This window comes from Curvibacter sp. PAE-UM (assembly GCF_001432305.1).
GTDB lineage: Bacteria > Pseudomonadota > Gammaproteobacteria > Burkholderiales > Burkholderiaceae_C > Hylemonella.
The window spans coordinates 977,675-991,667 of the sequence record NZ_KQ483358.1; the positions used below are offsets into that span (position 1 = coordinate 977,675).

The 13,993-nt window shown below is 66.1% G+C and carries 10 protein-coding genes and 1 tRNA gene; 10 read left to right on the forward strand and 1 reads right to left on the reverse strand.

The annotated features are described in order from the left end of the window. Positions 1-18 precede the first annotated feature (18 nt). The 8 genes from rpoC to AO057_RS04815 all read left to right on the forward strand — a co-directional run bounded on the left by rpoC (position 19) and on the right by AO057_RS04815 (position 11,403). Positions 19-4,218: a DNA-directed RNA polymerase subunit beta' gene (gene rpoC / locus AO057_RS04780; protein WP_057674558.1), complete on the forward strand. Its 4,200-nt coding sequence runs from the start codon at positions 19-21 to the stop codon at positions 4,216-4,218. A gap of 99 nt (positions 4,219-4,317) precedes the next feature. Further along, positions 4,318-5,640 carry a 16S rRNA (cytosine(967)-C(5))-methyltransferase RsmB gene (gene rsmB, locus AO057_RS04785; protein WP_057674559.1) on the forward strand — a complete coding sequence of 441 codons (1,323 nt, stop codon included), beginning with the start codon at positions 4,318-4,320 and terminating at the stop codon, positions 5,638-5,640. A 34-nt stretch (positions 5,641-5,674) separates the two neighbouring features. Then, entirely contained in the window at positions 5,675-6,229 is a 555-nt protein-coding gene (locus tag AO057_RS04790) for a DUF4390 domain-containing protein (protein WP_240480733.1), read from the forward strand. A 23-nt stretch (positions 6,230-6,252) separates the two neighbouring features. Further along, on the forward strand, positions 6,253-8,514 hold the full coding sequence (locus tag AO057_RS04795; RefSeq protein WP_057674560.1) for a sensor histidine kinase: 2,262 nt from the start codon (positions 6,253-6,255) through the stop codon (positions 8,512-8,514). A 36-nt stretch (positions 8,515-8,550) separates the two neighbouring features. Further along, positions 8,551-9,234 carry a response regulator gene (locus tag AO057_RS04800; protein WP_057674561.1) on the forward strand — a complete coding sequence of 228 codons (684 nt, stop codon included), beginning with the start codon at positions 8,551-8,553 and terminating at the stop codon, positions 9,232-9,234. A gap of 46 nt (positions 9,235-9,280) precedes the next feature. Beyond that, positions 9,281-9,356, forward strand: a tRNA-Phe gene (locus AO057_RS04805). A gap of 165 nt (positions 9,357-9,521) precedes the next feature. Further along, positions 9,522-9,923 carry a hypothetical protein gene (locus AO057_RS04810; protein ID WP_057674562.1) on the forward strand — a complete coding sequence of 134 codons (402 nt, stop codon included), beginning with the start codon at positions 9,522-9,524 and terminating at the stop codon, positions 9,921-9,923. Positions 9,924-10,065: 142 nt separating this feature from the next. Further along, positions 10,066-11,403 carry an MATE family efflux transporter gene (locus AO057_RS04815; RefSeq protein ID WP_082605410.1) on the forward strand — a complete coding sequence of 446 codons (1,338 nt, stop codon included), beginning with the start codon at positions 10,066-10,068 and terminating at the stop codon, positions 11,401-11,403. Positions 11,404-11,518: 115 nt separating this feature from the next. Here the strand turns inward: AO057_RS04815 and AO057_RS04820 are convergent, their stop codons facing one another. Further along, the gene (locus tag AO057_RS04820; RefSeq protein ID WP_156404470.1) at positions 11,519-12,403 is read right to left on the reverse strand and encodes a dienelactone hydrolase family protein; all 885 of its coding nucleotides are present in this window, start codon (positions 12,401-12,403) and stop codon (positions 11,519-11,521) included. 213 nt (positions 12,404-12,616) lie between these two features. Between AO057_RS04820 and AO057_RS04825 the strand changes: the two genes are divergently transcribed. Further along, a complete protein-coding gene (locus AO057_RS04825; RefSeq protein WP_156404621.1) occupies positions 12,617-13,012 on the forward strand; it encodes a carboxymuconolactone decarboxylase family protein in 396 nt (131 codons plus the stop codon). Positions 13,013-13,022: 10 nt separating this feature from the next. Further along, the gene (locus tag AO057_RS04830) at positions 13,023-13,991 is read left to right on the forward strand and encodes a Bug family tripartite tricarboxylate transporter substrate binding protein (RefSeq protein WP_057674565.1); all 969 of its coding nucleotides are present in this window, start codon (positions 13,023-13,025) and stop codon (positions 13,989-13,991) included. The last annotated feature ends 2 nt before the right edge of the window (positions 13,992-13,993 follow it).

Here is a 13,993-nt window from a genome sequence, read left to right on the forward strand (position 1 = left end):
CGCAAAGGATAGAGTCATATGAAATCCCTACTCGACCTGTTCAAGCAGTTCACGCCGGATGAGCATTTCGATGCCATCAAGATCGGCCTGGCCTCGCCCGAGAAGATCCGTTCCTGGTCTTTCGGCGAAGTGAAGAAGCCCGAGACCATCAACTACCGCACCTTCAAGCCCGAGCGCGACGGCCTGTTCTGCGCCAAGATCTTCGGCCCCATCAAGGACTACGAGTGCCTGTGCGGCAAGTACAAGCGCCTCAAGCATCGCGGCGTGATCTGCGAGAAGTGCGGCGTTGAAGTCACGCAGACCAAGGTGCGCCGCGAGCGCATGGGTCACATCGACCTGGCCGCGCCCTGCGCCCACATCTGGTTCCTGAAGTCCCTGCCTTCGCGCCTGGGCCTGGTGCTGGACATGACGCTGCGCGACATCGAGCGCGTGCTGTACTTCGAAGCCTATGTGGTGACCGATCCCGGCATGACCCCGCTGAAGAAATTCAGCATCATGTCCGAGGACGACTACGACGCCAAGGTCAAGGAATACGGTGACGAGTTCACCGCCAAGATGGGCGCCGAAGGCATCAAGGACCTGCTGCAAGGCATCGAGATCGACAGCGAGATCGAGCGCCTGCGCGGTGACCTGACCGGCTCCGAGCTGAAGGTCAAGAAGAACGCCAAGCGCCTCAAGGTGCTCGAAGCCTTCAAGAAGTCCGGCATCAAGCCCGAGTGGATGGTGCTGGAAGTGCTGCCCGTGCTGCCGCCGGACCTGCGTCCGTTGGTGCCGCTGGACGGTGGCCGCTTCGCGACCTCCGACCTGAACGACCTGTATCGCCGCGTCATCAACCGCAACAGCCGCCTGCGTCGCCTGCTCGAGCTCAAGGCCCCCGAGATCATCGCGCGCAACGAAAAGCGCATGCTGCAGGAAGCTGTGGACTCGCTGCTGGACAACGGCCGCCGTGGCAAGGCCATGACGGGTGCCAACAAGCGCGCCCTCAAGTCCCTGGCCGACATGATCAAGGGCAAGAGCGGTCGTTTCCGCCAGAACCTGCTGGGCAAGCGCGTCGACTACTCGGGCCGTTCTGTCATCACCGTGGGCCCGACCCTCAAGCTGCATCAGTGCGGCCTGCCCAAGCTGATGGCCCTGGAACTGTTCAAGCCTTTCATCTTCTCGCGCCTGGAAGCCATGGGCATCGCCACCACCATCAAGGCGGCGAAGAAGGAAGTTGAAACCGGCACGCCGGTGGTCTGGGACATCCTGGAAGAGGTGATCAAGGAGCACCCGGTGCTGCTGAACCGCGCGCCGACGCTGCACCGCCTGGGTATCCAGGCCTTCGAACCCATCCTGATCGAAGGCAAGGCCATCCAGCTGCACCCGCTGGTCTGCGCCGCCTTCAACGCCGACTTCGACGGCGACCAGATGGCCGTGCACATCCCGCTGTCGGTGGAAGCGCAGATGGAAGCCCGCACCCTGATGCTGGCCTCCAACAACGTGCTGTTCCCCGCCAACGGTGAGCCTTCCATCGTTCCTTCGCAGGACGTGGTTCTGGGCCTGTACTACACGACCCGTGAGCGCACCAACGGCAAGGGCGAAGGCATGATCTTTGCCGACACGTCCGAAGTCCAGCGCGCGCTGGACAACAACCAGGTCGAGCTGACCGCCCGTGTCAACGTGCGCCTGACCGAGTGGACCAAGGACAAGGACACCGGCGAGTTCGTGCCCGAGACCAAGCTGGTCGAGACCACAGCCGGCCGTGCGCTGCTGTCGGAGATCCTGCCCAAGGGCCTGCCCTTCAGCAACATCAACAAGGCGCTGAAGAAGAAGGAAATCTCCAAGCTGATCAACGTGTCCTTCCGCAAGTGCGGCCTGAAGGAAACCGTGGTGTTCGCAGACAAGCTGCTGCAAAACGGCTTCCGTCTGGCGACCAAGGCGGGCATCTCGATCTGCATCGACGACATGCTGGTCCCGAAGGAAAAGGGCGAGATCATCGAGTCGGCCGAAAAAGAGGTCAAGGACATCGAGCAGCAGTACACCTCGGGTCTGGTGACGTCCGGTGAGCGCTACAACAAGGTGGTGGACATCTGGGGCAAGGCGGGCGACAAGGTCTCCAAGGTCATGATGGACCAGCTGCGCACCGAGAAGACCACCGACCGCCACGGCAAGACCGTGGACCAGGAGTCCTTCAACTCCATCTACATGATGGCCGACTCCGGTGCGCGCGGCTCTGCCGCGCAGATCCGCCAGCTGGCCGGCATGCGCGGCCTGATGGCCAAACCCGACGGCTCCATCATCGAGACGCCCATCACGGCCAATTTCCGTGAAGGCCTCAACGTGCTGCAGTACTTCATCTCCACGCACGGCGCCCGTAAGGGCCTGGCCGACACGGCGCTGAAGACCGCGAACTCCGGCTACCTGACCCGCCGTCTGGTGGACGTGACGCAGGACCTGGTGGTGACGCAGGACGACTGCGGCACCAGCGAAGGTTCGCTGATGCGTGCCATCGTCGAGGGCGGCGAGGTGATCGAGTCGCTGCGCGACCGTGTCCTGGGCCGTACCGCGGCCGAGGACGTGCTGCATCCGGAATCCCGCGTCGTGCTGGTGCCCGCTGGCAACATGCTGGACGAGGACATCATCGAGGAGCTGGAAGCTGCCGGTGTCGACGAGGTCAAGGTCCGCACCGCGCTGACCTGCGCCACGCGCTTCGGCCTGTGCGCCAAGTGCTATGGCCGCGACCTGGGTCGTGGCGGTCTGGTGAACCTGGGCGAAGCAGTCGGCGTGATTGCCGCGCAGTCCATCGGCGAGCCGGGCACGCAGCTGACGATGCGTACCTTCCACATCGGTGGTGCCGCTTCTCGTGCGGCCATCGCCTCCAGCGTGGAAGCCAAGTCCAACGGCATCATCGGCTTCAACGCTACGATGCGCTACGTGACCAACAGCAAGAAGGAGCTGGTGGTGATCGCCCGTTCCGGCGAGATCGTCATCCAGGACGAGCATGGCCGCGAGCGCGAGCGTCACAAGGTGCCTTACGGTGCCATCCTGACGGTCAAGGCCGACCAGCAGATCAAGGCCGGCACCATCCTGGCCAACTGGGATCCGCTGACGCGCCCGATCATCACCGAGTTCGCCGGCAAGGCGCATTTCGAGAATGTCGAAGAAGGCCTGACCGTGGCCAAGCAGGTGGACGAAGTCACCGGCTTGTCCACCCTGGTCGTGATCGACCCGAAGCGTCGCGGTTCCGTCAAGGTCGTGCGTCCGCAGGTCAAGCTGATCGATGCCTCGGGCAACGAAGTGAAGATCCCCGGCACCGACCACTCGGTGACCATCGGCTTCCAGGTCGGTGCCCTGATCCAGGTGCGTGACGGCCAGGACGTCGGCCCGGGCGAAGTGCTGGCCCGTATCCCGATCGAAGGCCAGAAGACCCGCGACATCACCGGCGGTCTGCCGCGTGTGGCCGAGTTGTTCGAAGCCCGTACTCCCAAGGACAAGGGCATCCTGGCCGAGGTCACGGGTACCGTGTCCTTCGGCAAGGAGACCAAGGGCAAGGTGCGCCTGCAGATCACCGATCCGGAAGGCAAGGTCTGGGAAGAGCTCGTGCCCAAGGAAAAGAACATCGTGGTGCACGAAGGCCAGGTGGTCAACAAGGGCGAGAGCATCGTCGACGGTCCGGCCGATCCGCAGGACATCCTGCGCCTGCTGGGCATGGAAGAGCTGGCACGTTACATCGTGGACGAAGTCCAGGACGTCTATCGCCTGCAGGGTGTGAAGATCAACGACAAGCACATCGAGGTGATCGTTCGCCAGATGCTGCGTCGTGTGGTGGTCGAGGCCCCTGGCGATTCCGGCTACATCGGCGGCGAGCAGGTGGAGCGTTCCGAGATGCTCAACACCAACGACGCCCTGCGCAAGGATGGCAAGATCCCGTCGACCTATACCAACCTGCTGCTGGGTATCACCAAGGCCTCCTTGTCTACTGACAGCTTCATCAGCGCCGCCTCCTTCCAGGAGACCACGCGCGTGCTGACCGAAGCCGCCATCATGGGCAAGCGCGACGAGCTGCGCGGCCTGAAGGAAAACGTCATCGTCGGCCGCCTGATCCCCGCAGGTACCGGCATGGCCTACCACGACGCCCGCAAGATCCGCGAAGGCATGGACGAGGCCGAACGCCGCGCCATCGCCGACGCGGAAGCGGCCGAACTGGCCCAGAGCAGCGAAGGCGCCGCCACCGAGTAAAACCGGTTGGCGCTCGCGCACAATGCCCCAGGTGCTGCCGCACTTGGGGCATTTTTTTGAGCCCGAAAATACCGTACACAAAACACAAGGGATCCACGCATGAGTGAGACCGGGCAAGCCCCACCGCTGTGGCGCCAACTGCAGGCCGGTGCCAGCGCACTGGCGGCGATCCGCGCCGGCACCTCCGGTACGGCGGCCATCGAGGCCGTGCCCGCTCTGCTGCGTCCCGGTGTGCAGGCGCTGGTCTATGCCGCCCTGCGCGAACTCGGCCGCGCCGAGGCGCTAAGGCGCCTGCTGGCCCCGCGCAAGCCACCCCCCGCGGCCGATGCCCTGCTGTGCCTGGCGCTGGCGCTGGGCTGGCGTGAGGGCGGGCCTTATGAGATCCATACCCTGGTCAACCAGGCGGTGGAAGCCGCCAAGCGCACCGAGGTCATGCACGCCCAGGCCAGCTTCGTCAACGCCTGCCTGCGCCGTTTCCTGCGTGAACGCGCCGCATTGGTCGCGCAAACGGACGCCGACCCGGTCGCGCGCTGGAACCACCCGGCCTGGTGGATCACCCGCCTGCAGCGCGAGGCACCGCAGCATTGGCAGGCCATCCTGCAGGCCAACAACACCCAGGCCCCCATGACGCTGCGGGTGAACCTGCGCCAGGGCAGCGTGGCCGCTTACCTGGACGCCTTGCTGGCCGCCGGCATCAGCGCTCGCCGCAATGGGGCCCAGGGGCTCACACTGGCCGCACCCGTGCCGGTGCAGCAGCTCCCGGGTTTTGCCCAGGGGCGGGTCTCGGTGCAGGATGCGGCGGCCCAGCTGGCAGCTCCCCTGCTGCTGCAGGGCCTGGAGCATCGGCCCGGCCTGCGCGTGCTCGACGCCTGCGCCGCCCCCGGCGGCAAGACCGCCCACTTGCTGGAGCTGGCGCAGGCGCAAGTGACGGCCCTGGACATTGATCCCCAGCGCTGCCAGCGCATCACGGACACCCTGCAGCGCCTGGGCCTGCAGGCCCAGGTGCTGGCGGCCGATGCCGGCACGCCCGAGCGCTGGTGGGACGGACAGGCTTTTGATGCCATCCTGCTCGACGCGCCTTGCACCGCCTCGGGCATCGTGCGCCGCCACCCCGACGTGCGCTGGCTGCGCCGTGAAAGCGACGTGGCCCAGCTCGCGGCACAGCAGGCGCGCCTGCTGGGGACGCTGTGGCCTCTGCTCAAGCCGGGCGGACGATTGGTGTACTGCACCTGCTCGGTGTTCCGGGCCGAGGGGGAGGATCAGGTCCGGGCGTTTCTTGCACACAACAGAGAAGCCCGTTTGCTGCCTTCGCCCGGGCATTTATGGCCCTCCATCTCGCTGGAAAGCAACGCGGTCACGGACAATCAGAGCAGTGACCACGACGGCTTTTATTACGCACTGCTGGAGAAGGGCGCGGGCTGACCTGTCCGCGCTGCTGGCCTGCGCCCTGTTGGGCGTGTCGCCGCTGGTTCTGCACGCCCAGCCGGCCGTGGCCGAAGTCACCCAGATGGACCTGGGCCGCAGCGGCGATGGCGTCGAACTGGCGGCGACCGTCAAATTCCAGCTGCCGCCAGCCGTCCAGGACGCCCTCTACAAAGGCCTGCCGGTGATCTTCGTCGAGGAAGCCGAGGTCTACCGCGAGCGCTGGTACTGGCTGGACAAGCGTGTCGGCAGCGCCCAGCGCCATATGCGACTGGTGTTCCAGCCCCTGATCCGCCGCTGGCGACTCACCGTGGGCGCCGGCCCGGTCAGCGGCAACGAAGGGGGCGTTGCCCTGGCGCAGACCTTCGACACGCTGGACGAGGCCCTGGGCGTGATCCGGCGCGTTTCGGGCTGGCGCATTGCCAACCTGGCCGAACTGGAGGCCGGAACGCAGCATCGCTTCGAATTCCGCTTCCGTCTCGACATCACGCAGCTGCCGCGCCCGCTGCAGATCGGCGCCCTGGGCGAGAGCGACTGGGTGCTGGCCGTCAGCGCGAGCAAGCGCCTGCAGCCGGAGAGCCTGAAGTGACAACGCCTGCTGCGGGCGCCAATATGCGCCTGGACCGGCAGAAGTCCAAAGCCCTGCGCTGGACCCTGGCCATCGTCGTGGCCATCGTCGTGGCCATCGGCCTGGTGCTGCTCTTTTTGCTGACCCAGGCCACCGACAACCGCGCCATGTATGAGCGCAATTACGCGCGCCTGTTCACGCTGAACGTGGTGGTGGCCGTGGTCCTGCTGGGCGTCATCAGCTGGGTGGCCTGGCGCCTTTTCAGGCGTTTGCGGCAGGGGCGCTTCGGCAGCCGCCTGCTGGTCAAGCTGGCCGCGGTATTTGCGCTCGCCGGCTTCGTGCCCGGCCTGCTGATCTACGTGGTGTCCTACCAGTTCGTCTCGCGCTCGATCGAGAGCTGGTTCGACGTTCAGGTCGAAGGGGCATTGGAGGCCGGCCTGGGCCTGGGGCGCGCCACGATCGAGACGCTCTCCAGCGACCTGGCCAGCAAGACACGCGCGTCGGCCGCGCAGCTGCAGGACACGCCCGACGTGGTGGCCGGCCTGATGCTCGAGCGCCTGCGCGAGCAGCTTGAGGTGCGCGACGCCACGCTGTGGAGCGGCAGCGGCCAGGTGCTGGCCAGCGTGGGCGAGTCGCGTTTCCAGCTCAACCCCGAAAAGCCGGCGCCTTCACAGTTCCGCCAGGCGCGCACCCAGCGCGCCGTGACCTGGGTCGAGGGCCTGGAAGACGGCAGCGCCATGGCGCCGGCGCAGGCGCGCATCAAGGCCCTGGTGGTGGTGCCACGCACCGGGCTGGACATGCTGGACGAGCCGCGCTTTCTCGTGGTCACCCAGGCCCTGCCCGAGACCCTGGTGGCCAACGCCCTGGCCGTGACCGAGGCCCATCGCGAGTACCAGGAGCGTGCCCTGGCACGCCAGGGCCTGCGGCGCATGTACATCGGCACGCTCACGCTCAGCCTGTTCCTGGCCGTCTTCGGCGCCGTGCTGCTGGCCGTGGTGCTGGGCAACCAGATCACGCGGCCGCTGCTGCTGCTGGCCGACGGCGTGCGCCAGGTGGCCGCCGGTGACCTGACCCCGAAGGCCGCGCTGCAGGGGCGCGACGAACTCGGCGGCCTCACCCGATCCTTTGCCGACATGACCCAGCAGCTGGCCGACGCGCGTGGCGCGGTGGAGAGCAGCATGGAGCAGGTCAATGCGGCGCGCGAGAACCTGCAGACTATCCTGGACAACCTGACCGCCGGCGTCATGGTGCTGGATGCGCAGGGTGTGATCCGCTCCGTCAACCCCGGTGCCACCCGCATCCTGCGCGTGCCGCTGGCGGCCTGGGAGGGCAAGCGCCTGGCGGACATCGAGGGCCTGGCCGACTTCGCCCGGAACGTGCAGCAGCAGTTCGACCGTTTCGTGGAGGAACGCGCCGAACACGCGCTGGACCACTGGCAGCAATCCTTCGAACTCGGCCCCCCCTCGGGCTCGCCGGCGGCCGGCACGGGCGGGGAGAGCACCCTGACCCTGGTGGCGCGCGGTGCCGAGCTGCCGGGCAAGGACTGGCTGCTGGTGTTCGACGATATCTCGGAGATCGTCTCGGCCCAGCGTGCCCAGGCCTGGGGTGAGGTGGCGCGCCGCCTGGCGCACGAGATCAAGAACCCGCTCACGCCCATCCAGCTCTCGGCCGAGCGGCTGGAGAAAAAACTCACCGGCAAGGTGGAGGCGGCCGAGCAGACCGTCCTCACCAAATCGGTCAAGACCATCGTCGACCAGGTCGACGCCATGAAGCGCCTGGTCAATGAATTCCGCGACTACGCGCGCCTGCCCGCTGCCGAGCTCAAGCCGCTGGAGCTCAATGCCCTGGTGGGCGAAGTGATGCATCTCTATGGGGGCGACAGTGCACGCGTGCCGGTGCGCGCCGATCTCGACGAGCGCTGTCCCCGGGTCATGGGCGACGCCCAGCAGCTGCGCCAGGTGCTGCACAACCTGCTGCAGAATGCCCAGGACGCCACCGACACCGCCGGGCGCAGCGGGCCGGAATTCCCGGTCATCGTGCGCACCCAGTGGGTGGAAGCCAGTGGCCGCGTGCGCCTGAGCGTGCTGGACTGGGGGGTGGGCTTCCCCGAGGCCATCCTCAAGCGCGCCTTCGAACCCTACGTCACCACCAAGGCCAAGGGCACCGGCCTGGGCCTGGCCGTGGTCAAGAAAATTGCCGATGAACACGGTGCCCGGATCGACCTGGCGAACCGCCTGGCCGAAGAGCAGGTGGTAGGGGCGCAAGTATCGTTATCATTCGCGGTGGAGAAACCGGCCCCGGCCTGAATCCCGCCCGAACTACGAGAGACCCGCGTTCACATCATGGCAAACATACTGGTAGTCGATGACGAGCTAGGCATACGCGACCTGCTGTGGGAAATCCTGAACGACGAGGGCCACACCGTCGAAGTCGCCGAGAACGCGGCGCAGGCACGTGCCGCCCGCCAGCGCGAGCGCCCCGACCTGGTCCTGCTCGACATCTGGATGCCCGACACCGACGGTGTCACCCTCCTCAAGGAATGGTCCACCACCGGGCTGCTGACCATGCCCGTCATCATGATGAGCGGCCACGCCACCATCGACACCGCCGTGGCGGCCACCAAGATCGGCGCCCAGGCCTTCCTGGAAAAACCCATCACCCTGCAAAAGCTGCTCAAGGCGGTGGAGCAGGGCCTGGTGCGCAACACCCCGCAGCCGGCGGCGCCGTCCCTCGGTGGTGGCGGCTTGCCGCCAGCCGCCAGCGGCGAGGCCCTGGCCGGCCTGGGCCAGCCCCTGATGGCCAGTGTCGAGACCGGCCCGCAGGCGCAGCAGAACTTCCAGCTCGACAAGCCGCTGCGCGAGGCACGCGACGAGTTCGAGAAGGCCTATTTCGAGTACCACCTGGCGCGCGAAAGCGGCTCCATGACCCGTGTGGCCGAAAAAACTGGCCTGGAGCGCACCCATCTCTACCGCAAGCTCAAGCAGCTCGGCGTGGACCTGAGCCGCGGCAAGCGCAACAGCGGCTGAGCCTGCGGAAGGGCAGCAGACTGCTGCTATAATTCCATCTCTCCATGGCCCGGTAGCTCAGTTGGTAGAGCAGCGGATTGAAAATCCGCGTGTCGGTGGTTCGATTCCGCCCCAGGCCACCAGAATCTCTCGGAAAGCCATCCTCAGGGGTGGCTTTTTTGTTTCCCGCACCAGGCCCTGTCGCCTCCGAGTTGTGCGGTCCCTGTTTCCAGCGTCTGTCATCGGCCCACAAGGCGATGCCCCAGCCGTACCCTGGGCTCACGCTCATCACCCACCAGGAGCCCTCCATGGCCATAGAAAATTCCGTGAACGAGCACGCCGAGCAGGTTGCCGGTCTCATGAGCGCCATCTGCACCCGCACCCTGAACCATTTCGCCGAAGAAGCCAAGATCAACGGCGAGAGCCTGAAAGACGCCTTCGAACGCTACGAGATCGACTACGCCTGGCACGTGCTGGGCTCCGACCGCCTGCGCGACGCCACCCTGGCCTGCCTGGCCCAGCGCCACAGCCACGTGGCCACCGATGCGCAGCGCGCCAGCCTGGCCAGCATCCTGAAATCGGCGTCTGCAGCCCAGGCGCCCGACTTGCTGATGAGCTTCGACAACGAGGTGCCTGAGCAACTGGCGGACACGCTGTGTGCTGTCTGGACGGGGCGCACACTGAGCCCCGCCACCGCGCAAGCCGCCTGAGCAAGAAGCCCCGCAAGGGGCTTTTTTATTGCTGCTGACGGTGCTGCGCATGGCGCAGACCTGTCGCCCAGGCGTGCAGCAGAAAACCGGGAACCCTGCCATCATGGGACACGCGGGCCGGTGGCGGCCCCCTCAAGATCCCATGGCCGCTCCCCATTCCCTGACCACCGCGCCCATCCTCCCCACCCTCTGGCGGCTCAGCGTGCCCAATATGTTCGCCATGGTGGCCACGGCCCTGGTGAGCGTGGCCGAGACCGTGTACGTGGGTTTGCTGGGCACGCCGGCACTGGCCGGCATGGCGCTGGTCTTTCCGCTCATCATGCTGCAGCAGATGCTGTCGGCCGGCTCCATCGGTGGCGGCATCTCGGCGGCCGTGAGCCGTGCCATCGGGGCCGGCCAGCAGGCCCGCGCCGATGCGCTGGCCCTGCATGCCGTGATCATCAGCGCGGTGCTGGGGCTGTTCTTCAGCGCGCTCATCCTGCTCTGGGGGCGACCCCTGTTCGCGCTGATCGGCGGGCAGGGCGCGGCCCTGGAGCAGTCCCTGGCCTATGCGCAGATCGCCTTTGCCGGGGCCCTGAGCATCTGGCTGGCCAATGCCCTGGCCTCGGTCATCCGCGGCGCGGGCAATATGAAAACGCCGTCGCTCACCCTGCTGGGCGTGGCCCTGGGGCAGATCGTCCTGGGTGGCCTGCTGGGCCTGGGCTGGGGGCCGGTGCCCCGCCTGGGCATGGCCGGTATCGCGCTGGGGCAGGTGATCGCCTTCAGCCTGGGCGCGCTGTACCTCTACCGCCACCTGCGCACGGGGCAGGGCCGCGTGCGCCTGGTGTTCGCCACCCGGCTGCTGCAGCGCAGCCACTTTCACGACATCCTCAAGGTCGGTGCCGTCGCCAGCATCTCCTCGCTGCAGACCGTGATGACCATCCTCATCATCACGCGCATCGTGGCCGGTTATGGCACCGAGGCCCTGGCCGGCTACGGCATCGGCGCGCGGCTGGAGTTCCTGCTCATTCCCGTCACCTTCGCCATCGGCGTGGCCTGCCTGCCCCTGGTGGGCATGGCCCTGGGTTCGGGCCTGGTACCGCGCGCGCGGCGCGTGGCCTGGACGGGTGCCAGCCTGGCGGCCGCCATCGTCGGTGGCATCGGCCTGCTGGTGGCGGTCTTTCCTGATGCCTGGTCGCGGCTGTTCACGGAGCAGCCGCAGGTGATCGCCTACGCAGGCAGCTACTTCCGCTGGGTCGCGCCGGCCTACGGTTTCTTCGCTTTCGGCCTGTGCCTGTACTTTGCCGCCCAGGGCGCGGGCAAGCTGCTGGGACCGGTGCTGGCCGGCACGCTGCGCCTGCTGCTGGTGGCCGTGGGGGGCTGGCTGCTGGTGCACTACGCCGTGCCGGTGGAGGGCATGTTTGCCCTCATCAGCGCGGCCATGCTGCTGTACGGCCTGGTCACGGCGCTGGCCGTGTACTACGCCCGCTGGGGCGATTGAATACCTACGGGCTTGTACAGTGCCGGGCGACGAGTATGTCAACAATTCGCTGTTCAACGCCGATGAGTTCATGGCGTCAATACGGCTGTTCCTGACCGGGAGCGCCTGGGCGTCATCACCTCGGGGCGAGTTCGCGCACGAAGAAATCGGTGACTGCTGTCAATGATTGCTCAAACGTGGACTGGCTGCGAGTGTGCTGGATTCGCCCGTTCTTGCGTGAAATGTGATCCTGATAACTGCGGCTCGCCGGGACATCCCAGCCATGTCCAGCGTCGGGATAGATGACCAGATCGACAAGGCCGGGAGCTGAAGCATTCATGTCGGTGACGAGCTTGGGGCAAGCCGTCGGCGCGTCCTCATAGTCCTCATTTCTTGCTGCCAGCAACAAGGTCTTTGCGCCCGTCATCTTGTCAAACATGCCCTTATAGAAATTCGGATCTCCGCCCTCCGCGGGGCGCGCGGTCTTCCAATTCATGAAGGATGCGCGGTTCGCGTCATACACCAGCGAACACACGGGGTAAAGGGCCGCATGCGCTCTGAAGCGCAGATTGACGGGGCGGACCACGCGAGCCATCAGCGACTCAGAGCTCGCCACGAGGCTGACCATGGCGCCATGCGAGAACCCCATGATTCCAATTCTGTCCGGATCAACGCCAAAGTTCCTGACTGACTGGGCCATCACGATTTTCGACATCATGACGTTGCGTATCCAGTTGTCGTCCGCCAGCGGGTTCAGCTCCGCGGTGGCGATGCCTCGTTCGTTGAGGGCCTTGATGTATTGCGGACCTGTACCGTCGAGACCGCCGGCGTTCGGGAGAACGAGTACCAGCGCCAGCTTGACTGCTGATTTTGGAATTCTGACTTCCGCCAAGACCTTCAGGTCTGGGCCGTTCGGGAGTGGCTGGCTCAGGTCAATTTTTTCAACACGGATGTCCTGCGCGGACACGACCGACACGCCCAGAGAAAGAGCCAGAATCATTCCTTGAACAAGGGCATGCATAAACATCCATTCATCGATTGGACCGCCGGGGAGCACTCCCGAGGAGCTAAGAACAATATACAGGGTATCTCGCCCGCACACATGACACGCGATGTTCACGTCCCTCCAAACGCAATCCCCACCGGACCAGCCCAGCCTTCCTCGAGCCGCCCGCCCGTGACTGCCAGCCTGTACAGTGGTGTGCTGTACCAACTCCCGATGGAGACAAAGATGATGAACGAGAACCCGAAATACAAGGCCGGCCTGGCCGTGCGCAGAGCCGTGCTGGGCGACGAATACGTCAACAACTCGCTGGCCAACGCCGATGAGTTCATGGCACCGATACAGCAGCTCCTGACCGAGAACGCCTGGGGTGAGGTCTGGGTACGCGACGGCCTGCCGCGCAAGACGCGCAGCATGCTCAACCTGGCCATGCTCACGGCGCTGAATCGCCCGAACGAGCTCAAGCTGCACATCAAGGGCGCCCTCAACAACGGCGTCACGAAGGAGGAGATGTGCGAAATCTTCCTGCAGGCGGCCGTCTACTGCGGCGCACCGGCCGGGCTCGACTCCTTCAAGATCGCGCAGCAGGTGTTCAAGGATGAAGCCGCCAAGGCGGCCAAGTCCTGAGGAGCGCACCATGACAACATGGTTGCCTACCCTGGGCCTTGTGCTCGCCGGCGCCCTGGCGCTGCCCCTGCAGGCGCAGACTGCTGCTGACAAGCCGGTGCGCATCGTCGTGCCGTTCGCTGCCGGTGGCCCCACCGACGTGGTGGCGCGTGTGCTGGCCCCGCGGCTGGCGGCTGGCCTCAAGCGCACCGTCATCGTGGAGAACCGCGTGGGCGCCACCGGTGCCATCGGTGCGGCGCACGTGGCCAAGTCTGCACCGGATGGCGACACGCTGCTGCTGGGCACCAGCAGCATCATGGCGGCCAATCCCAACCTCACGGCCAACCTGCCCTTCGACCCGGTGGGCGACTTCACGCCGATCTCGCTGGTTGCCACGGTGGAGAACATCCTGGTCGTCCACCCCTCGGTGCCCGCCAAATCCGTCAAGGAACTGGTGGCCTATGCCAAGGCCAACCCGGGCAAGCTGAGCTACGCCTCTTCCGGCGTGGGCAGCACCTACCACCTGGGCGCCGAGATGTTCCGTTCCATGACGGGCATCGAGTGGACGCACGTGCCTTACAAGGGCGCGGCGCCCGCCATCCAGGACGTGCTGGCCGGCCATGTACCGGTGATGTTCGACAACGCCTCCTCGGCCATCCAGAACATGAAAGCCGGCCGCGTGCGGGCGCTGGGCGTGGCCAGCCTGCGTCGTTACCCCAGCCTGCCCGAGCTGCCCACGATCGCCGAAGAGGGCCTGCCCGGCTACGAGACCACCATCTGGATCGCGCTGTTCGTCCCGTCGAAGACGCCGGCCGCACAGGTGCAACTGCTCAACCGCGAGGTGCAGGCGGCCGTGAACTCGGCCGAGTACAAGGAGCGCCTGCAGGGCCTGGACATGCAGCCGCGCGTGAGCAGCCCGCAGGAACTGGCCGATTACCTGAAGTCCGACCTGGCCAAGTGGGCGCGGGTGGTGAAGGACGCCGGCATCAAGCCCGAGTGAGT